Annotated in this window: 19 protein-coding genes; 10 read left to right on the top strand and 9 right to left on the bottom strand. The window is 69.2% G+C overall.

All coding sequences use genetic code 11. The features are described 5' to 3' along the window. Positions 1-483 (bottom strand): dihydroxyacetone kinase subunit DhaL (gene dhaL / locus ESO86_RS02235; protein ID WP_129233270.1); only part of this gene is annotated, 483 nt, incomplete at its 3' end. Between the two features lie 11 nt (positions 484-494). After that, entirely contained in the window at positions 495-1,496 is a 1,002-nt protein-coding gene (gene dhaK, locus ESO86_RS02230; RefSeq protein ID WP_129233269.1) for a dihydroxyacetone kinase subunit DhaK, read from the bottom strand. A 219-nt stretch (positions 1,497-1,715) separates the two neighbouring features. Here dhaK and ESO86_RS02225 point away from each other — a divergent pair, with 219 nt between their 5' ends. Then, entirely contained in the window at positions 1,716-2,489 is a 774-nt protein-coding gene (locus tag ESO86_RS02225; protein ID WP_129233268.1) for an MIP/aquaporin family protein, read from the top strand. Positions 2,490-2,602: 113 nt separating this feature from the next. Beyond that, the gene (gene glpK / locus ESO86_RS02220; RefSeq protein WP_129233267.1) at positions 2,603-4,117 is read left to right on the top strand and encodes a glycerol kinase GlpK; all 1,515 of its coding nucleotides are present in this window, start codon (positions 2,603-2,605) and stop codon (positions 4,115-4,117) included. A gap of 55 nt (positions 4,118-4,172) precedes the next feature. Here glpK and trpD read toward each other — a convergent pair whose 3' ends face one another. Continuing rightward, complete coding sequence (gene trpD, locus ESO86_RS02215; protein WP_129233266.1) at positions 4,173-5,225, bottom strand: anthranilate phosphoribosyltransferase; 1,053 nt, start codon at positions 5,223-5,225, stop codon at positions 4,173-4,175. Positions 5,226-5,355: 130 nt separating this feature from the next. On the opposite strand from trpD, the gene ctaE reads away from it, so the two are divergent. The 6 genes from ctaE to ESO86_RS02185 are packed head-to-tail and all read left to right on the top strand — an operon-like array spanning position 5,356 to position 11,125. Then, positions 5,356-5,994: an aa3-type cytochrome oxidase subunit III gene (gene ctaE, locus ESO86_RS02210; protein WP_129233265.1), complete on the top strand. Its 639-nt coding sequence runs from the start codon at positions 5,356-5,358 to the stop codon at positions 5,992-5,994. 50 nt (positions 5,995-6,044) lie between these two features. Continuing rightward, positions 6,045-6,836, top strand: a complete 792-nt coding sequence (gene qcrC / locus ESO86_RS02205; RefSeq protein ID WP_129233264.1) for a cytochrome bc1 complex diheme cytochrome c subunit — start codon at positions 6,045-6,047, stop codon at positions 6,834-6,836. Positions 6,837-6,868: 32 nt separating this feature from the next. Continuing rightward, the gene (qcrA, locus tag ESO86_RS02200; protein ID WP_129233263.1) at positions 6,869-7,945 is read left to right on the top strand and encodes a cytochrome bc1 complex Rieske iron-sulfur subunit; all 1,077 of its coding nucleotides are present in this window, start codon (positions 6,869-6,871) and stop codon (positions 7,943-7,945) included. Continuing rightward, entirely contained in the window at positions 7,942-9,546 is a 1,605-nt protein-coding gene (gene qcrB, locus ESO86_RS02195) for a cytochrome bc1 complex cytochrome b subunit (protein WP_129233262.1), read from the top strand. Before qcrA ends, qcrB begins: the two co-directional genes overlap by 4 nt. Positions 9,547-9,578: 32 nt before the next feature. Further along, entirely contained in the window at positions 9,579-10,430 is an 852-nt protein-coding gene (locus tag ESO86_RS02190; protein WP_129233261.1) for a methyltransferase domain-containing protein, read from the top strand. A 41-nt stretch (positions 10,431-10,471) separates the two neighbouring features. Then, a complete protein-coding gene (locus ESO86_RS02185; protein WP_207206983.1) occupies positions 10,472-11,125 on the top strand; it encodes a class I SAM-dependent methyltransferase in 654 nt (217 codons plus the stop codon). A gap of 54 nt (positions 11,126-11,179) precedes the next feature. Here ESO86_RS02185 and ESO86_RS02180 read toward each other — a convergent pair whose 3' ends face one another. The 5 genes from ESO86_RS02180 to ESO86_RS02160 all read right to left on the bottom strand — a co-directional run bounded on the left by ESO86_RS02180 (position 11,180) and on the right by ESO86_RS02160 (position 16,312). Then, complete coding sequence (locus ESO86_RS02180; protein WP_129233260.1) at positions 11,180-11,602, bottom strand: cytochrome c oxidase subunit 4; 423 nt, start codon at positions 11,600-11,602, stop codon at positions 11,180-11,182. Then, positions 11,603-13,339, bottom strand: coding sequence for an aa3-type cytochrome oxidase subunit I (ctaD, locus tag ESO86_RS02175; protein ID WP_129233259.1), 1,737 nt, complete (start codon positions 13,337-13,339; stop codon positions 11,603-11,605). It lies immediately after the preceding gene. Further along, positions 13,336-14,238 (bottom strand): aa3-type cytochrome oxidase subunit II, encoded by a 903-nt coding sequence (gene ctaC / locus ESO86_RS02170; RefSeq protein ID WP_129233258.1) that lies wholly within the window; start codon positions 14,236-14,238, stop codon positions 13,336-13,338. Before ctaC ends, ctaD begins: the two co-directional genes overlap by 4 nt. Positions 14,239-14,437: 199 nt before the next feature. Continuing rightward, on the bottom strand, positions 14,438-14,788 hold the full coding sequence (gene erpA, locus ESO86_RS02165) for an iron-sulfur cluster insertion protein ErpA (RefSeq protein ID WP_129233257.1): 351 nt from the start codon (positions 14,786-14,788) through the stop codon (positions 14,438-14,440). Positions 14,789-14,872: 84 nt separating this feature from the next. Next, positions 14,873-16,312: a dipeptidase gene (locus tag ESO86_RS02160; RefSeq protein WP_129233256.1), complete on the bottom strand. Its 1,440-nt coding sequence runs from the start codon at positions 16,310-16,312 to the stop codon at positions 14,873-14,875. Positions 16,313-16,354: 42 nt separating this feature from the next. Here ESO86_RS02160 and ESO86_RS02155 point away from each other — a divergent pair, with 42 nt between their 5' ends. Next, entirely contained in the window at positions 16,355-16,936 is a 582-nt protein-coding gene (locus tag ESO86_RS02155) for a DUF3043 domain-containing protein (protein WP_129233255.1), read from the top strand. Positions 16,937-16,985: 49 nt separating this feature from the next. Here the strand turns inward: ESO86_RS02155 and ESO86_RS02150 are convergent, their stop codons facing one another. Further along, the gene (locus tag ESO86_RS02150; protein ID WP_242492163.1) at positions 16,986-18,131 is read right to left on the bottom strand and encodes an alkaline phosphatase family protein; all 1,146 of its coding nucleotides are present in this window, start codon (positions 18,129-18,131) and stop codon (positions 16,986-16,988) included. 77 nt (positions 18,132-18,208) lie between these two features. On the opposite strand from ESO86_RS02150, the gene ESO86_RS02145 reads away from it, so the two are divergent. Further along, positions 18,209-20,583: DNA gyrase/topoisomerase IV subunit A (locus tag ESO86_RS02145; protein ID WP_165307240.1), on the top strand; the 2,375-nt coding region annotated here is incomplete at its 3' end.

Genomic DNA, 20,583 nt, shown 5'->3' with positions numbered 1-20,583 from the left:
ATCCGCCGCGGCCCGAAGCGTCGCGGCGGCGCTCGCGCCCCCGTCGGCCGCACTCCGCGCCGCGTCGACCGCAGGCGTCCAGGCGTCGACCATGGTCTTGTCGCCGGACTCGGCCTTCCCCCGCGCCACGATGCCGTCGCGGGACGCCTCGAGGAACGAGACGACGCCGGACGCGTCGATCGACGACTCCCCCGCGATCGCGACGGATCCCTTCAGGTACGCCGTCCCGTAGAGCGGTCCCGCCGCGCCGCCGACCGTCGAGATCAGCGTCGTCGCGACCATCTTCAGCACGTCCGCCGGCGTCGATCCGGCGGGCAGGTCGTCGAGCTTGGGGAGCACGGCCTGGAAGCCGCGATCCATGTTCTCCCCGTGGTCGCCGTCGCCGATCTCACGGTCGAGCGTGATCAGCTCGATCCGGTGTTCGGCCATCGAGTCCGCGCTGCGCCTGACCCAGTCCACCGCCCAGGTGATGTCCAATCCCACCGCGGCCGCCCCTATCGGCCCCACCGGAGCGCCGCCGTGTGCACGGGGGCGTCCCAGAGCCCGATCATCTCGTCGTCGAGCTTGAGGATCGTGATCGAGAACCCCTGCATCTCGAGCGAGGTGATGTAGTTGCCCACCAGTGAGCGCTCGATCGAGATGCCCTTCTCGGCGAGCACCTCGGCGGCGCGCCGGTACGCGATGTAGAGCTCGATCTGCGGAGTCCCGCCCATTCCGTTCACGAACAGGAGCACGCGGTCGCCCGACGCGTACGGGAGGTCCTCGATGATCGGCGCGATCAGTCGATCGACGATCGCGTCGGCCGGTTCGAGCTTGATGCGCTCGCGTCCCGGCTCGCCGTGGATGCCGATGCCGATCTCGACCTCGTCCTCGGCGAGCGTGAAGCTCGGCTCGCCGGCGTGCGGGACGATGCAGGGCGTGAGCGCCATGCCCATCGAACGCACGTTGGCGTTGACGCGCTCCGCGATCTCGGCGACCTGCTCCAGGCTGTCCCCGCGGTCGGCGGAGGCGCCGGCGATCTTCTCGACGAGCACGGTGCCGCCGACGCCGCGACGGCCCGCCGTGTAGAGGGAGTCCTTGACCGCGACGTCGTCGTTCGTCACGACGGCCCGGACCTCGATGCCGTCCGCGGCCGCGAGATCGGCTGCGGTCTCGAAGTTCAGCACGTCGCCCGTGTAGTTCTTCACGATGTGGAGCACGCCCTTGCCGCCGTCGACGGCCTTGGTGGCCGCGAGGATCGGATCGGGCGTCGGCGAGGTGAAGACCGCGCCGGGTACGGCCGCATCGAGCATGCCGGGGCCGACGAATCCTGCGTGCAGCGGCTCGTGTCCGCTCCCGCCGCCGGACACGAGGCCGACCTTGCCCGCGACCGGCGCGTCGGCGCGCACGACATGGATGGGATCCGTCTCCACCCTCACGAGGTCGGCGTGCGCGAGGCCGAAGCCCGCGACTGACTCGTCGACCACGTGCTTGGGATCGTTGATGATCTTCTTCACGAAAACGTCCCTTCCCCTCGGCCGCACCCGCCCGGCCCGTCGCCTGTCGACGTTGACGCGGCACTCCCCCGCAAAACTACTCCGGCGGGCCCCGCCGATGAAAGGGCTATCCCACGATTGCCGCGCGCCCTTCCGCGCATCTCGACCACACGAGTAGGGTGGGCGCTGATCCGCCCTGGGGCGCGGCCCTCGGGCACGGCGAAAGGATGGAAGGTCAACGTGGACAATCTCGGAGTGCTGTTCCTCTCCGAACTCGTCGGCACGGCGATGCTCGTGCTGCTCGGTTGCGGAGTTGTCGCGAACGTCGCCCTCGTCAAGACGAAGGGCTACAACGGCGGGTTCCTGTTGGTGAACATCGGCTGGGGCCTCGCGGTCTTCTCCGGCGTCATCGTGGCCTACGCCTCGGGTGCGCACATCAACCCCGCCGTCACCCTCGGCCTGGTCGCGAACGGTGCGACCGAGTTCGGAAACCCCGCATTCGGCACGACCGTCCCAGTGGACGCGCTGTCGGTGCTCACCTACATCGGCGCGCAGCTGATCGGCGCCATCCTCGGCGCGATCATCGTCTGGCTGGCCTACAAGCAGCACTTCGACGACGAGCCCCAGGCGGCGAACAAGCTCGGGGTGTTCTCGACGGGCCCGGCGATCCGGTCGTACGGCTGGAACCTGGTGACCGAGATCATCGGCACCTTCGTGCTCGTGTTCGTCGTCATCGGCTTCGGCCGCAACGGCGACGGGTCCGGCCTGGCCGCGCTCGGCGCGCTGCCCGTGGCCCTGCTGGTCATCGGCATCGGCGCCTCCCTCGGTGGCCCGACCGGCTACGCGATCAACCCGGCCCGCGACCTCGGGCCGCGCATCGCGCACGCCATCCTGCCGATCGCCGGCAAGGGCAGCAGCGACTGGTCGTACTCCTGGGTCCCGATCGTCGGCCCCATCATCGGCGGCGTACTCGCCGGATGGGCCGCGCTCGTCGCCCTCCCCATCCTGGGCTGATCACCGAGGGGCCGGTCATTCGACCGGCCCCTCGTCCGTCCGCACCACGTGACCCCGCCCGTGGCCGCGCGTGACGGACGCATCCATCACTGCGACAGAGAGGACGCATGGACATGGCTGACTACATCCTGGCGATCGACCAGGGCACGACGAGTTCGCGAGCGATCATCTTCGACAAGAAGGGTTCGATCGTCTCGAGCGGGCAACTCGAGCACGAGCAGATCTTCCCGAAGGCGGGCTGGGTCGAGCACGACCCGATGGAGATCTGGAGGAACACACGGGAGGTGATCGGGCAGGCGCTCGGCAAGGCCGACCTGACCCGCCACGACATCGCCGCGGTGGGGATCACGAACCAGCGCGAGACCGCGGTGGTCTGGGACCGCAACACCGGTGAGCCGGTCTACAACGCGATCGTCTGGCAGGACACCCGCACGCAGCCCATCGTCGACCGCCTCGCGGCCGACGGCGGCGTCGAGCGGTTCAAGCAGGACGTCGGCCTGCCGCTGGCGACCTACTTCTCCGGCACGAAGATCGTGTGGATCCTCGAGAACGTCGACGGCGCCCGCGAGAAGGCCGAGGCCGGCGACCTGATGTTCGGCACCACGGACTGCTGGGTGCTCTGGAACCTCACCGGCGGCGTCGACGGCGGCGTGCACGCGACGGATGTCACCAACGCGAGCCGCACGATGTTCATGGACCTCGAGTCGCTGTCCTGGCGTGACGACATCCTCGAGGCGTTCGGCGTGCCCCGCTCGATGATGCCGGAGATCCGCTCCTCCTCGGAGGTGTACGGCACGGTCGAGTCCTCCAGCCTGCTCCGCGAGGTCCCGGTCGCGGGCATCCTCGGCGACCAGCAGGCGGCGACCTTCGGCCAGGCGGCGTTCGACGCCGGCGAGTCGAAGAACACCTACGGCACGGGCAACTTCCTGATCTTCAACACCGACACCGAGATCGTCCACTCGAAGAACGGGCTGCTGACCACCCTCGGGTACAAGCTCGGCGACGAGCCGGCGCACTACGCGCTCGAAGGTGCCATCGCGGTCACCGGGTCGCTGGTGCAGTGGCTGCGCGACAACCTCGGGATGATCTCGAGCGCGCCCGAGATCGAGGAACTGGCCAAGTCGGTCGAGGACAACGGCGGCGCGTACTTCGTGCCGGCGTTCTCGGGGCTCTTCGCCCCGTACTGGCGTCCCGACGCACGCGGAGCGCTCGTGGGCCTGACCCGCTACGTGAACAAGGGGCACATCGCCCGCGCCGCCCTCGAGGCCACCGCCTTCCAGACTCGGGAGGTGCTCGACGCGGTCAACGCGGACTCGGGCGTGGACCTGACCGAGCTCAAGGTCGACGGCGGCATGATCGCGAACAACACGCTCATGCAGTTCCAGGCCGACATCCTCGGCGTCCCCGTCGTCCGCCCCGTCGTCGCCGAGACGACCGCGCTCGGCGCCGCCTACGCCGCCGGACTCGCGGTCGGCTTCTGGTCCGACCTCGACGAGCTCCGCGCGAACTGGCAGGAGGACCACCGCTGGGAGCCGAAGATGGACCCCGACGAGCGGGCGCGACAGCTGCGGCTCTGGAAGAAGGCCGTCACCAAGACCTTCGACTGGGTCGACGACGACGTCAACTGACGGCCATGTGATCGACCGACGGGGTCTCGCTTCGGCGAGGCCCCGTCGCTCGTCGCTAGCGTCGGGTGGCGGCGACCCACTCCTCGAGCTTCCGCGCGGCCGCGCCGCTGTCGATCGCGCCTTCGGCGACGGCCATCTTCTCGTGGAACCGCTCCAGGATGGTCCGCTGGACCTGGCTCGGATCGTTCGCGAGCTCGTAGGCCACGAGCCCCGCCGCCGCGTTGAGCACGACGATGTCCCGGATCGGGCCTCGCGCACCGGCGAGGACCTCGTGCACGATCGCGGCATTGTGCTGCGCGTCTCCGCCCTGCAGCTGGTCGATGCTCGCCCGTGGGATGCCGAGCTCGCGCGGGTCGAGGTCGTGCTCCTTCACGGTTCCGCGGGACACCTCCCAGATGTGGCTGTGCCCCGTCGTCGTGAGCTCGTCGAGCCCGTCGTCGCCGCGGAACACGAGCGCCGTCGCCCCGCGGGTCTGGAAGACGCCCACGATGAGCGGCACGCGGTCGAGGTGCGCGACGCCGACGGCGGATGCCTCCGGCCGAGCCGGATTGCAGAGCGGCCCGAGGAAGTTGAACACCGTGGGCACGCCGAGCTGGGCGCGGACCGGGCCGGCGTGCTTGAAGCCGGGGTGGAACGCCGCGGCGAACGCGAACGTGATGCCCGTCTCGTCGAGCACCTCGGCGACGCGGTGCGCGGGCAGCGTGAGGTCGATGCCGAGCGCGCCCAGGACGTCGGAGGACCCGGACGCCGAGCTCGCAGCCCGGTTGCCGTGCTTGACGACGGGGACCCCGGCCGCGGCCGACACGACCGATGCCATCGTCGAGACGTTGACGGTGCCGAAGCGGTCTCCGCCGGTGCCGACGATGTCGAGCGCCATGGAGTCGACCGGGAGCTGCACGGCGTGCTCGAGGATCGCGTCGCGGAAGCCGACGATCTCGTCGACGGTCTCCCCCTTCACGCGGAGCGCGATGAGGAACGCGGCGAGCTGCGCATCGGTCGCGACGCCCGTCATGACCTGCTCCATGCACCATGCGGCATCCGACACGCTGAGGTCCTCGCCGGCGAGCAGCGAGTTCAGGACATCCGGCCAGGTCTGCATGGAGGGCATGGAGTCGATCCTATCGGCGCGATTCGAGGCGTTTTCACGGCATTCGGCCAGCGGAATCCGCGGCTCGCAGGCGAGGATGTCCGACATCCGGACCCGCCCCGTCCGAAAACACGTCCGAGGATCAGCCATAATGGTGAACGTGACGAGCACCTCAATGACGTTTCAGACGAGTGCGCCTGCGATCAAGCGGCCGAACACCGTCGCGGTCGGTACCATCGTGTGGCTTGGCAGCGAGGTCATGTTCTTCGCAGGCCTCTTCGCGATCTACTTCACGCTGCGTTCGACGTCCCCTGAACTGTGGGACTTCGAAGCCGGCCGGCTGAACGTCCCGTTCGCGCTCGTCAACACGCTCATCCTCGTGGCGTCCTCGTTCACGTGCCAGTTCGGCGTCTTCGCCGCCGAGCGCATGCAGCCGTACCGCACCAGCTGGAAGCTGCGCGACTGGGGCATGGTCGAGTGGTTCTTCGTCACCTACGTGATGGGTGCCATCTTCGTCGCCGGGCAGTCGCTCGAGTACGCCCAGCTCGTCGCAGAGGGCATCGCCCTCGACTCGAACGCGTACGGCTCGGCGTTCTACCTCACGACCGGTTTCCACGCGCTGCACGTCACGGGCGGCCTCATCGCCTTCCTCCTCGTGATCGGCCGGGTCTTCGCGGTCAAGAACTTCGGCCACAAGGAGGCCACCAGCGCGATCGTCGTGTCGTACTACTGGCACTTCGTCGACGTGGTCTGGATCGGCCTCTTCCTCGTCATCTACGTCCTCAAGTAGCCCGTCCCAGGAGCGCCGACCCCGCAATGCCCGTGAACAGGAAGAGATCAATGAACCGCTCGAAGCGACGCACCGGCCGCCGGCATCCGCTCGCCACCGCCGCGCTGCTCGCGCTCGGCCTCGTGTTCACCGGAGGCGCCTACGCCGCCTTCAGCACCACGACCGCACAGGCTGAGCCCTCCCCCACGTCGCAGGAGACGATCGAGGAGGGTGGCAAGCTCTTCCAGGCCAACTGCGCCACCTGCCACGGCCTCGAAGCCCAGGGTACGAACGAGGGCCCGAGCCTCATCGGCGTCGGCGCCGCGGCGGTCGACTTCCAGGTCGGCACCGGCCGCATGCCGATGCAGATGCAGGGCCCGCAGGCCGAGCAGAAGCCCGTGCAGTTCACCGACGAGCAGGTCAAGCAGCTCTCCTACTTCGTCGCGTCGCTCGGCCCCGGCCCCGACATCCCCGCCGACAGCCTCGTCAACGGCGGCGGCGATGCGGCGAACGGCGCCGAGCTGTTCCGCATCAACTGCGCGATGTGCCACAACGTGGCCGGCGCCGGCGGCGCGCTCACCGAGGGCAAGTTCGCTCCCCCGCTGACGAATGTCTCGGGCGTGCACATCTACGAGGCGATGGTCACCGGACCGCAGAACATGCCGGTGTTCAACGACCTGAACATCACGCCCGAGGACAAGCGCGACATCATCACCTACCTGCAGTACGTGCAGGACAACCGTTCGCCCGGCGGCTTCGAGCTCGGCTCGCTCGGTCCGGTCGCGGAGGGTCTGTTCATCTGGATCTTCGGTCTCGGCGCCATCGTCGCGATCACCGTGTGGATCACGGCGAAGTCCAACTAGGGCCCGCACCGAAGAAGCGAAGAAGGAGAACCATGGCACAGGACGACCACAGCGGCACCGAACTCGCCGCTGCCGACTCGTCGCACGCCGAGACCGTCCCCGCCGTGAAGACGGGTACCGCCCTCATCCAGTCCGACGCGTTCGAGAACCCCGGCTTCCCGCCGCACCGTCCGCGCGTCACGGATGAGGACCCGAAGAAGGAGAAGCGTGCGCAGCGCACGGTGTACACGCTCTTCTACCTGTCGATCATCGGCAGCATCTGGGCGATCGCGGCGTACATGCTCTTCCCGATGGAGGGCAACGACGTCGGCGACGTCCGCCTGAACAACATGTTCATCGGCCTCGGTGCGGCCCTCGCGCTGCTCGGCATCGGCTTCGGTGCCGTGCACTGGGCCAAGGCCGTCATGACCGACGTCGAGCTCGCCGACGAGCGCCACAAGGTCGGCGGCAACGTGGTCGCCCGCGAGGGTGCGGTGAAGGTGTTCCAGGACGCAGACCGCGAGTCCGGCTTCACGCGCCGCGCGGCCATCCGGAACAGCCTCATCGGTGCCCTCCTGGTCTTCCCGCTGCCCGCTGTCGTCCTCTTCCGCGGCCTCGCGCCCCAGGACGAGAACCCCGTCGAACTCCTCAGCCACACGATGTGGAAGGCCGGCACCCGGCTCACGCTCGACCCGTCGGGCGTTCCGATCAAGGCCGCCGACGTCACCATCGGCAGCGCCTTCCACGTGATCCCCGAGGGGCTCAGCGAGATGCACCACGGCAGGCTCGAGGAGAAGGCCAAGGCCGCCGTGCTGCTCATGCGCCTCAACCCCGACGAGCTCAACGAGCTCCCGGACCGTGCCTCGTGGTCGTATGACGGAATCGTCGCGTACTCGAAGATCTGCACGCACGTCGGCTGTCCCGTCGCCCTCTACGAGCAGCACACGCACCACCTGCTCTGCCCGTGCCACCAGTCGCAGTTCGACGTGGCCAACCACTGCGAGGTCATCTTCGGCCCGGCCGCACGGCCGCTGCCGCAGCTGCCGATCATGGTCGACGACGAGGGCTACCTCGTCGCGCAGAGCGATTTCACCGAACCCGTGGGCCCGAGCTTCTGGGAGCGTCATTGAGCACCGCAACCACACGCGCGCCGCAGCGTCGTACCTTCACGGCGGCCGCCTCGAACTACATCGATGAGCGTACGAGCGTCTCGACGTTCGTCAAGGAGCTCGGCCGAAAGGCCTTCCCCGACCACTGGTCGTTCCTGCTCGGCGAGGTCGCGCTCTTCAGCTTCCTCGTCATCCTGATCACCGGCACGTTCCTGACGTTCTTCTTCCAGGCGTCCATGGCCGAGGTCGAGTACGAGGGGTCGTACGTGCCGCTGAAGGGCGTCGAGATGTCGGTGGCGATGGCCTCCACGCTCGATATCTCGTTCGACATCCGCGGCGGACTCTTCGTCCGGCAGATGCACCACTGGGCCGCGCTGATGTTCGTGGCCGCCATCGGCCTGCACATGCTGCGCATCTTCTTCACGGGTGCGTTCCGCAAGCCGCGCGAGCTCAACTGGGTCATCGGCTTCGTGATGTTCATCCTCGCCATGGGTGAGGGTTTCACGGGGTACTCCCTTCCCGACGACCTGCTCTCGGGCAACGGCCTCCGGATCATCGACGGCATGATCAAGGGCATCCCGCTCATCGGTACCTGGACCTCGTTCCTGCTCTTCGGCGGCGAGTTCCCGGGCACCGACATCGTCGGGCGTCTGTACTCACTGCACATCCTGCTGCTGCCGGTCATCCTGCTCGCGCTCATCGCGCTGCACCTGATGTTCGTCGTCGTGCACAAGCACACGCAGTACGCGGCCCCGGGGCGCACGCAGCAGAACGCGGTCGGCCCGCCCATCCTCCCGATCTACGCCGCGAAGGCCGGCGGATTCTTCTTCCTGGTCTTCGGCGTGCTGGCGCTCATCGCGTCGCTGTTCACGATCAACCCGATCTGGAACTACGGTCCGTACGACCCGTCGCCCGTCTCCGCCGGTACCCAGCCCGACTGGTACATCGGCTTCGCGGACGGCGCGCTGCGCCTCATCCCGCCGGGCTGGGAGTTCGTGCTGTTCGACCGCACCTGGTCGTTCAACATCCTCGTCCCCCTGGTCGGCCTGGGTCTCTTCATCGCGACGGTGCTGATCTACCCGTTCATCGAGGCGTGGGTCACGGGCGACAAGCGCGAGCACCACATCGTCGACCGTCCCCGCAACGCTCCGACCCGCACCGCGATCGGCGCGGCCGGAGTGACGTTCTACGCCGTGCTCTGGGCGGCAGCGAGCTCCGACATCATCGCCACGCACTTCAAGCTGACGATGGAGGGCGTGATCCACTCGCTCCAGGCGCTCCTCATCGTCGGCCCGTTCATCGCGTACTTCGTCGCGAAGCGCGTCTGCATCGCACTGCAGAAGAAGGACCGCGAGATCGTCCTGCACGGGTACGAGTCCGGGCGCATCGTGAAGCTCCCCGGCGGCGAGTTCATCGAGGTCCACCAGCCTCTGGACGAGTACGACCGCTGGAAGCTCGTGAGCTACGAGTCGTACGAACCGCTGATGATCCGCCCCAACGCGCGAGGCAAGATCACCGTCGGCCAGCGACTGCGTGCCGGAATGTCGCGCTGGTTCTTCGAGGACCGCATCGCGCCGGTCACCAAGGGCGAGCTCGAGGCCGCGCACCACGAGCACCACTGATCACCGCATCAGCTGAGTTCGGGCACCGGACCATGTCGATCGATTCGACCTGGCTCCGGTGCCCGAACTGCTTCTCCGCGCTCGACGAGGTCGCCGACCGCGTCTACGGGTGCGAGAACGGCCACCGCTTCGACCGTTCGAAGTACGGGTACCTGACGCTGCTGCCCCCCAGGGCGCCCCGAACGGTGGGCGACGACCGCGCGATGCTCGACGCGCGTGCCACGCTGCTGGGCAGCGGTGCCTACACGCCGATCGCTGAAGCCGTCGTGGCGACCGTCTCCGGGGATCGGGAGACGAGCGGACCGTCCCCATCGCTGCGTGTCGCCGATCTCGGCTGCGGGACGGGCTACTACTCCGAGCAGCTCAGCCGAGCCGTACCCGAGGCGGCGTTCCTGCTCGCCGACCGATCGCCGGACGCCGTCAGGATGGCGCTCCGGGCCGTCCCCGCCGCCACCGGCGTGGTCCTCGACGTCTGGCGCCCGCTCCCGATCCGCGATGCGGCGGTCGACGTCATCCTCGACGTGTTCGCGCCACGGAATCCGTCGGAGTTCGCGAGGATCCTCCGCCCGGGAGGACGACTGATCGTGGTCGTGCCGACGACTCGGCACCTGCGCGAGCTCCGCGCGGACGGCCTGCTGCTCGACATCCCGCCGGAGAAGGATGCCGCGGTCGCGGAGCAGTTGGGCTCCGCCGGGTTCGACCTCGCGGCGAGTCACCGGGCCGAACATCTCGTCGAGGCGGGCCCGGACGTCCGTGCGCTCCTCGCGGGCATGGGGCCGTCAGCACATCACACCGCGGCGCTCGCATCCGCAGACGACGCGCCGGCCGCGCGATCCGTCACGGTCTCCGTCGACGTCCTCGTGTTCGAACGCATCGAGCCCTGACATCGCCAGCTCGACTGCCGGTCCAGGTGCATACTGGGCGCATGGACGACTGCTGCGGCCGCGGACAGGCACGGTACGGTGACGTCTTCGATGAGCGATTCGCCGGCGATCTCGAGCGTCGGTACCGGCGCCGGGGCCTCACGCGCGCGGAGCGCCGTGTCGCGGACCAGGTCGAACGCTCCGGCGTCGCCGGAACGTCGGTACTCGAAGTCGGCGGCGGAATCGGAGCGATCCAGCTCGAGCTGCTCGGGCATGGCGCAACGCGGTCGACCAACCTCGAGCTGTCGGCCGCGTACGAGGACCGTGCTCGAGCGCTGCTCGATGAAGCAGGGCGTGCGGCCGACGTGCATCGCATCGTCGGGATCGACCTCGCGATCGACGGCGCAGACGTTCCCGTCGCCGATCACGTGGTGCTGCACCGGGTCGTGTGCTGCTACCCCGACGCCCTACGACTGCTCGCCGCCTCGGCCGCCCACGCGCGACGTACGGTCGTGTTCAGCCACCCGCCGCGAACGTGGATGACGCGGGCGTTCGTCGGCATGGCGAATCTCATGATGCGCATGCGGGGCGAGGAGTACCGCGGCTACGTGCACTCCCCCGTCGCGATGTACGACGCGCTGCGGAGAGCTGGGTTCACGGTGGACTCGGTCGCACGGGCCGGCTGGTGGCGCATCGCGAGCGCGCATCGCGCCTGAACGACGACGTCCCCGGTGCCGAGGCACCGGGGACGTCGTGGAGACCGTGCGCGATCAGCGGGCGAAGTTCCCGCGGTAGTACTCGTAGACCCAGCCGACCAGGCTGACCAGCGCGGGGCCGATCGCGAGGAAGGAGATCCACACGCCGACGGCGAGCCCGAGGAACGCGAGCGCGGCGGACCCGGCGAGCAGGATCGGCCACCAGCTCCAGGGGCTGAAGAAGCCGAGCTCGGCATCGCCGTCGTCGATGTTCGCGTCGAGGCGGTCCTCGGGGAGTTCGCCGCCCTGCTCCTTGTGGACGCGACCCAGGTAGAACGCGATGAACGCGCTGAGCACGCCGCTGAGCGAGATCGCCACGAGGCCAACCCACTCGACGCCCGGCTCACGCTCGTCGATCGCCGTCCAGAAGATGTAGACCGCAGCCGAAAGGGCGAAGAAGCCGGTCAGAACCCAGAACAGGATGACATTGGCGCGCATCTACTTGACTTCCTTGGTCTCTGCGTCGATGACGGGGGCGTGCGGCGCATCCTTCGCCGGTCCGATGCCGACCGGGATGCCCGCCTCGGGGTGGTTCAGGTCGAACGCGGGACGCTCGGAGCGGATCCGCGGGATCGACGTGAAGTTGTGGCGCGGCGGCGGGCAGCTCGTCGCCCACTCGAGCGATCCGCCGTACCCCCACGGGTCGTTCACGGTCACCTTGGGGGCGCGGCGCGCCGTGATGTAGACGTTCAGGAAGAAGGGGATGAGGGAGATCGCGAGGATGAACGCGCCGATGGTCGACAGCTGGTTCATCCAGGTGATGTTGTCCTCCGGCAGGTACGAGTAGTACCGACGCGGCATCGCCACGACGCCCAGCCAGTGCTGGATCAGGAAGGTCGTGTGGAAGCCGATGAACAGCAGCCAGAAGTGCCACTTGCCGAGCGTCTCGTTCAGCATCTTGCCGGTCCACTTCGGCCACCAGAAGTAGAAGCCGGCGAACATCGCGAAGACGACGGTGCCGAAGACCACGTAGTGGAAGTGGGCGACGACGAAGTACGTGTCGGACACGTGGAAGTCGAGCGGCGGCGACGCCAAGATGACGCCGGTGAGCCCGCCGAAGACGAACGTGATGAGGAAGCCGAGCGACCAGATCAGCGGCGTCTCGAAGGTGATCGAGCCGCGCCACATCGTTCCGATCCAGTTGAAGATCTTCACGCCGGTCGGCACGGCGATCAGCATCGTCATGAGTGCGAACCACGGCAGGAGCACCGATCCGGTGACGTACATGTGGTGCGCCCACACCGTGACCGAGAGCGCCGCGATCGCGATGGTCGCGTAGATCAGGGTCTTGTAGCCGAAGATCGGCTTCCGGCTGAACACCGGGAAGATCTCGGAGACGATGCCGAAGAACGGCAGGGCGATGATGTAGACCTCTGGATGGCCGAAGAACCAGAACAGGTGCTGCCACAGGATCACTCCCCCGTTCTCGGGGTCGTAGATGTGGGCGTTGAACACGCGGTCCGCGGCGGCCGCGAGGATCGCAGCGGCGAGGACGGGGAAGGCCATCAGCACGAGGATCGAGGTCACGAGCGTGTTCCACGTGAAGATCGGCATCCGGAACATCGTCATGCCGGGCGCACGCATGGTGACGATCGTCGTGATGAAGTTCACGGCGCCGAGGATCGTGCCGAAGCCCGAGAGGCCGAGACCCAGCATCCAGAGATTGCCGCCGACGCCTGGCGAGAACGTCGTCGACGCGAGTGGTTGATAGGCGAACCATCCGAACGACGCGGCGCCCTGGGGCGTGAAGAATCCGGCGACGGCCATCAGCGAGCCGAAGTTGAACGCCCAGTAGGCGAACGCGTTCAGCCGCGGGAACGCGACGTCGGGGGCGCCGATCTGGAGCGGCATCAGGACGTTCGCGAAGCCCGCGAACAGCGGCGTCGCGAACATCAGCAGCATGATCGTGCCGTGCATCGTGAACAGCTGGTTGTACTGCTCACGGGTCTGGATGACCTCGAGGCCGGGCTCGAAGAGCTGCGCGCGGATGATGAGGGCCATCACGCCGCCGATGCAGAAGTAGATGAACGAGGTGATCAGGTAGAGGTACCCGATGACCTTGTGGTCGGTGGACGTGATCCACTTGACGAGGACGTTCCCCTTGCGCTCGACCTTGGCGGCGCCGAACGGCTGCGACGACGCCGCAGGGCGAGCCGGTGCAGTGGTGGTGCTCATTCGCCTTCGTGCTCCTCAATCAGTTCGGGCGCGCCCGTGCCGGGCAGGTTCTGGTTCCGGTCGTACTCGGTCGAGAGCTGGCCCTCGTAGCCGGAGTCGCGGAGTTCCTCGATGTAGTCGTCGTACTCGGCCTGTGAGACCACCTCGACGTTGAACAGCATGAGCGAGTGGTACTCGCCGCACAGCTCGGCGCACTTGCCGGCGTAGGTGCCCTCGCGCTCGGGGACGAAGGACATGTAGTTGGTCTTGCCGGGGAACATGTCCTTCTTGTACAGGAAGTCGACGACCCAGAAGGAGTGGATCACGTCGCGCGACTCGAGCGCGATCTCCACGTTGGCCCCGACGGGGAGCACCAGCGTGGGCAGCTCGTCCTGCTTGACCGATCCGGCGGGCCCCTCATCGTCGAGCTGGGCCTGGATGCCCGGGGTGTAGACGTCCTCGTTGACGTAGTTGAAGTCCCATGCCCACTGCTTCGCGATCGCCTCGATCTTGACGTCGACGTCGTCTTCGGCGAAGCGGGCCTCGATCACCTGCTGGTCACGCGCGGTGAAGGCGAAGAAGCCGAGCACCAGGATCAGCGGGACGACGGTGTAGAACACCTCGATCGGCATGTTGTAGCGCAGCTGGACCGGGAGGCCGGTCTGACCCTTGCGACGGCGGTAGGCCACCACGGCCCAGATCGTCAGGCCCCACGTCACCACACCGACCACGAGCAGCACGATCCACGACGTCACCCACAGGCCCGAGACGCGCTCGGTGTGGTTCGTCGCGGGCGCCTCGCCCTCGATGAAGCCGGGGAGGAATCCGTTCAGCTGAGCCTGCGTGCATCCGGCGAGGACGAGGCTGAGCGTCGCTGCGATCGGAACAGCAGCCCATCGGAGACGGCGATTGTGGCGCACCGGTGACCTTTCGGGAGATTCGAAGGCGCCTCTCAGCGAGGCGCATTGATCAGCAATAGCCTACTCCGAGTCGGCGGCTCGCTCGTGCACCCTCAGCGCGCGTTCATCCGGATGTGCATCGGAATCCCGGTCCGACGGCCGGAAACGCGATGAGGGAGACCGCCGTGGCGGTCTCCCTCATCGCGTGGTTCGGTGCGGCTCAGTGGAACGAGTCGCCGCAGGCGCAGCTTCCCTGCGCGTTCGGGTTGTCGATCGTGAAGCCCTGCTTCTGGATCGTGTCCTCGAAGTCGATCGTCGATCCGTCGAGGTACGGAACGCTCATCTTGTCGACGACGACCTCGACGCCCTCGAAGTCCACGACCGCGTCGCCGTCGAGCAGGCGCTCGTCGAAGTACAACTGGTAGATCAGGCCGGAGCATCCGCCGGGCTGGACGGCCACCCGCAGACGCAGGTCGTCGCGACCCTCCTGCGACAGGAGGCTGCGCACCTTGTCGGCAGCCGGATCGCTCAGCTTCACGCCGTGGACGGCGTCGGTGATCGTGTCGCTCATATCGCTCCTCGATGAAGTACGGTCAGGCCGATTGTACCCGCGCAGGATGCGGGTTCGCCCGGAGACGGCAGGAGGACGGGGTCGTCACTCCCCGCCCCGCGCCTGGAGCCGGGCCAGCAGCGCGGCCTCGGCGAGCACCGCGCGGCGGAAGACGCCGAGGTGCAGCGACTCGTTCGGGCTGTGTGCGCGGGAGTCGGGATCCTCCACGCCGGTGACGAGGATCTGCGCCCGCGGGAACTCCTCGACGAGTTCTGCGATGAAGGGGATGGAGCCGCCCACGCCGATGTCGACGGGGTCGGCGCCCCATGCTTCGGCCATCGCCGACTTGGCCTCGGCGACGGCCCAGCCCGTCGTGTCGACGAGGAACGGCTGGCCCGTGTCGACGTCGTCGATCTCGACGTGGGCGCCGAACGGCGCGTTCGCGAGCAGGTGGGCGCGGAGGGCGTCGAGCGCCGCTCCCGCGTCCTGTCCGGGCGCGATGCGCGCGCTCACGCGGACCGCCACGCGCGGGATGAGGGTGTTGGACGCGTTGGCCACGGTCGGCGCGTCGATGCCCGTGACGGTGATCGAGGGCTGCGCCCAGATGCGGGAGAGGATCGTGCCCCGTCCGATCGGCGTCACTCCGTCGAGGAGTCCGGTCTCCGCGCGGAGCTGCGCCTCGTCGTACGGGGGCGTGTCGAGCTCGGTGGACGTGAGGCCGGCGACCGCGACGGCGCCGTCCTCGTCGTGCAGCGTCGCGAGGAGTCGGATGGCGGCGAGCATCGCGTCGGGCACCGCACCGCCGAACATCCCCGAATGCGAGGCGTGCGCGAGCGTCGAGACCGTCAGCCGGAAGGTCACGTTGCCGCGGAGCGCGACGGTGAGCGCGGGAGTGTCGACATCCCAGTTGTTCGAGTCGGCGACGACGATCGCGTCGGCCTCGAGCAGCTCCCGGTTCTCGCGGAGGAAGGCCGAGAAGGATCGGGAGCCGAATTCCTCCTCGCCCTCGATGAAGAGCGCGATGCCGAGGTCGAGATCGTCGCCGAGGACGTCCACGAGGGCGCGGATCGCGGCGACGTGGGCCATGACGCCGGCCTTGTCGTCGGCCGCGCCGCGGCCGTAGAGGCGGTCGCCGCGGAGCGTCGGCTCGAACGGCGTCGAGTCCCAGTCCTCGTCGCGTCCGGGCGGCTGGACGTCGTGGTGCGCGTAGAGGAGCACGGTCGGGCGGCCGTTCCGGGCGGCCCGACGCGCGATGACCGCGGGCTGGCCGAGTTCGTCGCCGTCGCCGATCGGCGCGCGCCGGACGTCCACGACCTCGAAGATCCCGAGGCCGCGGACGAGTTCCGCCACCGCGTCCGCGCTCCGCGCCACGTGCTCGGGGTCGAAGGCCGCCCACGACACCGAGGGGATCCGCACGAGGTCCGTGAGATCGGCGACGGTCGACGGGAAGCCCGCCTCGACCGCGGCACGGAGGCGTTCCACCACCGAGGCGACGTCGGCGTCGGGGTGCGGGCCGGAAGAAGGAACGGGTCGGGTCTGGCTCATGCGGCTAATCTTAAGAGGAACCGATTCGACGAGGACTCCCCCGTGGCCAAGCACCCCAAGACCGAGACGCCCGCCTCCGCACCCGACGACGCCGCACCCGCGACGCCGAAGGTCGGGAAGGGCGCACCCACTCCGACGCGTGCCGAGCGCGAGGCCGCGAACCGGCGCCCGCTCGTGCCGAACGACCGCAAGGAGGCCGCCCGACAGGCGCGCGCCAAGGCCGCCGAGGCTCGCGAACGCGCCCGACTCGGCATGGCAGCCGGCGACGAGCGGTACCTGCCGGCGCGCGACCGCGGCCCGCAGAAGCGCTACGTGCGCGACTACGTCGACGCGCGATTCAGCATCGGCGAGATCCTCATCCCCGTCATGTTCGCCGTGATCGTGCTGACGTTCGTCCCGAGCTACGAGGTCCAGACCATCGGGATCTTCGCCCTCTGGGGCTTCTTCCTGGTCTCCGTGGTCGACGTGATCATCCTCGGGTACACGCTGCAGCGGAAGCTCGCCGCGAAGTTCGGGGCGTCGAAGGTCGAGCGCTTCCGGTGGTACGCGGCGATGCGCGCCCTGCAGCTGCGCCCGCTCCGCCTGCCGAAGCCGCAGGTCAAGCGCGGCCAGTACCCCTCCTGAACCCCGCGACGACGGATGGCGCGGCCTCGCACCGGGCCATCCGTCGGGTTCAGTCCCGGCGGTACGAGCCGAGGCGGATGAGCGGGATCCGCGTCTCCTCGTCGGTCAGCGAGCCGTGCTGGCCGACCATCTCCTCGCCCCGGCGGTCGGCCTCGCGCCGGTCGTAGTAGGCGATGCCCGAACGTGCCGCGACGAGCACGTCGGCGATGCGGTCGAGGTTGCGCGGGTCGACGTCGCCGTAGAGTCCCGCGGCGATCGCCTCGTCGCGCGAGACGACCCAGGCGCGCTCCCCCTCGGCGTCCCGCCACCGGTCGACGAGGGCCGCGCGGGCGGCCTCGTCGAGGTCGGGTTCGAGCACGAGGCCGAGGCACCGCGGCTCACCGGCGACGTGGCGGACGCCCTCGACGAGCCCGGGAGTCGCGTCGATGAACACGTGCCGGTGCGGGGGCACGTCGAGCACGCCGTGGTCGGCGGTGACCAGCAGGCCCGTGCCGCGCGGCATCCGTCGTTCGAACTCGGCGACCTCGGCGTCGAGCGCCTCGAGCGCTGAGAGCCAGCGGTCGGACTCCCACCCGTGGGCGTGGGCGATCTGGTCGAGCTCCGAGACGTAGACGTAGACGAGTGCCGGACCCTCGCGGAGCACGCGGAGCGCCTCGGCGAATCGGTCCGGGATCTTCGCGCCGGCGCGGTACTCCGCCCCGCGCAGCACCGCGCGCGTGAAGCCCGACGTCGCGTAGCGGGTGCCGCCGACCGCGACCGCGCGCACGCCGCGCTCCGCGGCGCGATCGAACACCGTCGCGTGCGGCTGCCACGTCTCGGGGACCATCAGGTCGTCCCATCCGCTCAGCTGGTTGACGACGCGGTCGTGCGCGCGATCCGGGACCCGGTAGCCCATCAGCCCGTGCGCGCCGGGCATGAGTCCGGTCGCGAAGCTCGCGATGGCGGCCGCGGTGGTCGACGGGAAGACCGTGCGGATCACGTCGCGCTTGGCCATCGCGCCGGACAGGAAGCGGGCGTGGCCCGCGCGGGCGCGGAGGTTGCCGGCTCCGAGCCCGTCGACGAGGACGACCACGGCCGAGTCGACGGCCGGGAGGTCGAACGGGCCGGCGCCCCCGCCGATCGAGGCGAGGGCGGCGGGCAGCACCCCGGTGAGCCGCGGGGCTCCGTCGGCGGGCACCGGTAGCATTGCTGGCATCGCGCCCAGTCTGGCACAGGCCGGGCGCGGCCCCGTTCCCCGCGCGTGCCCGTGCACGCCCTGCGCAGAGACGACGAATGACCCCAGCCAAGAGCGAACCCGCCTCATCACCGATCGCCGAGCGGATCGACGAGATCGACGTCGCAGAGGAGATGCAGGGGTCCTTCCTCGAGTACGCCTACTCCGTCATCTACTCGCGTGCGCTCCCCGACGCGCGCGACGGCCTGAAGCCCGTGCAGCGCCGCATCCTCTACATGATGAGCGACATGGGGCTGCGCCCCGATCGGGGGCACGTCAAGTCGGCGCGCGTCGTCGGCGAGGTCATGGGCAAGCTCCACCCGCACGGCGACAGCGCGATCTACGACGCGCTCGTCCGCCTGGCGCAGGCGTTCACGCTCCGCGTTCCGCTCGTCGACGGTCACGGCAACTTCGGCTCGCTCGACGACGGCCCCGCCGCCGCGCGCTACACCGAGGCGCGCATGGCGCCCGCCGCCGTGTCGATGACCGAGCACCTCGACGAGGACGTCGTCGACTTCATCCCCAACTACGACAACTCGCACCAGCAGCCCGAGGTGCTGCCCGCCGCGATCCCGAACCTGCTCGTCAACGGCGCGAGCGGCATCGCGGTCGGCATGGCGACGAACATGGCGCCGCACAACCTCGTCGAGGTCGTCGCCGCCGCCCGCCATCTCCTGCTGAACCCGGAGGCGACGCTCGACGAGCTCATGGAGTTCGTGCCGGGGCCGGACTTCCCGTCCGGCGGGACGATCGTCGGCCTCTCGGGAGTGCGCGACGCCTACGCGACCGGCCGCGGATCGTTCAAGACCCGTGCGAAGGTGTCGGTCGAGCAGCTCACGCCGCGCAAGGCCGGCCTCGTCGTCACCGAGCTGCCCTACCTCGTCGGCCCGGAGAAGGTCATCGAGAAGATCAAGGACGGCGTCAACGCGAAGAAGATCACCGGCATCTCGGACGTCGCCGACCTCACCGACCGCACGAAGGGGCTCCGCCTCGTCATCGGCGTGAAGACCGGCTTCAACCCCCAGGCCGTGCTCGAGCAGCTGTACCGGATGACGCCGCTCGAGGACTCCTTCAACATCAACAACGTCGCGCTCGTCGACGGGCAGCCGCAGACGCTCGGCCTCCGCGAACTGCTCGACGTCTACCTCGCCCACCGGATCCGGGTGATCACCCGGCGCTCGGAGTACCGCCTCGCACGTCGCCGCGAGCGGCTCCACCTCGTCGAGGGACTGCTCATCGCGATCCTCGACATCGACGAGGTGATCCAGGTCATCCGGTCGAGCGACGACGCAGAGGCCGCCCGGTCGCGACTCGAGGAGGTGTTCGACCTCAGCCGACTGCAGGCCGAGTACATCCTCGAACTCCGCCTGCGTCGCCTCACGAAGTTCTCGCGCATCGAGCTCGAGGCCGAGCGCGACCAGCTGCTCGCCGAGATCGCCGCGCTCGAGGAGCTGCTCGCGAGCGACGCGCGCATCCGTGCGCAGGTCGCCGAGGAGCTCGACCGCGCCGCCGAGCTGTTCGGCACGCCGCGCCGCACGATGCTCACCGAGGCGCGCGTGCAACCGAAGACGCGCAAGGCGGTGGACCCCGCGACGCTCGAGCACGCCGACGTGCCCTGCCGGGTCATCCTCGGCTCGACCGGCCGGATCGCACGGGTCGACGCGCCCGAGGGCGAGGCATCCGTGACCCTCACTCCCCCGAGCCGTCGCTCCAAGCACGACGCCGTGCGCTCCGAGGTCGCGACCACCAGCCGCACCGAGATCGGCGCGGTCACGTCCAAGGGTCGACTGGTCCGCTTCTCGCCGATGGACCTGCCCGCACTGCCGCCGAACTCGGTGCAGCTCGGAGCCGGCGTGCGCGTCGCCGACTACCTCGCCCTCCCCGACCGCACGGAGCAGGTGCTGGCCGTCGTCTCGCTGGACTCCCAGCAGCCGATCGTGCTGGGCACCGAGCAGGGCATCGTGAAGCGCGTCGCACCCGGCAACTACCCGAACCGACCCGACTTCGAGGTGATCGCGCTGAAGCCGGGCGACCGGGTCGTCGGCGCATCGCAGGGCGGCGACGACGACGAACTGGTGTTCGTCACGAGCGACGCGCAACTGCTCCACTTCCCCGCGTCGGCCGTCCGCCCGCAGGGCTGCCCGGCCGGCGGCATGGCCGGCGTGAAGCTCGACGCCGCGGCACGCGTGATCTCCTTCACGGTGCTCCCGAGCGCCGACGTCGAATCCGCCGTCGTCGTGACGGTGGCGGCGTCCGCCGACACGCTGCTCGGCGCCGACCCCGGCGCCGCGAAGGTCTCGGACTTCGCCGAGTTCCCCGGCAAGGGTCGCGCGACCGGCGGCGTTCGCGCGCACCGCTTCCTCAAGGGCCAGGACGCGCTCTCGGTCGCCTGGGTCGGCCCGGGCCCCGCGCGGGCCCTCGGCACGGACGGCTC

It is taken from the genome of Agromyces binzhouensis, assembly GCF_004135055.1.
GTDB classification, from domain to species: Bacteria; Actinomycetota; Actinomycetes; order Actinomycetales; family Microbacteriaceae; genus Agromyces; species Agromyces binzhouensis.
Note: the sequence above shows the minus strand (reverse complement) of the source record. Positions and strands in the feature narration are given on the sequence as shown.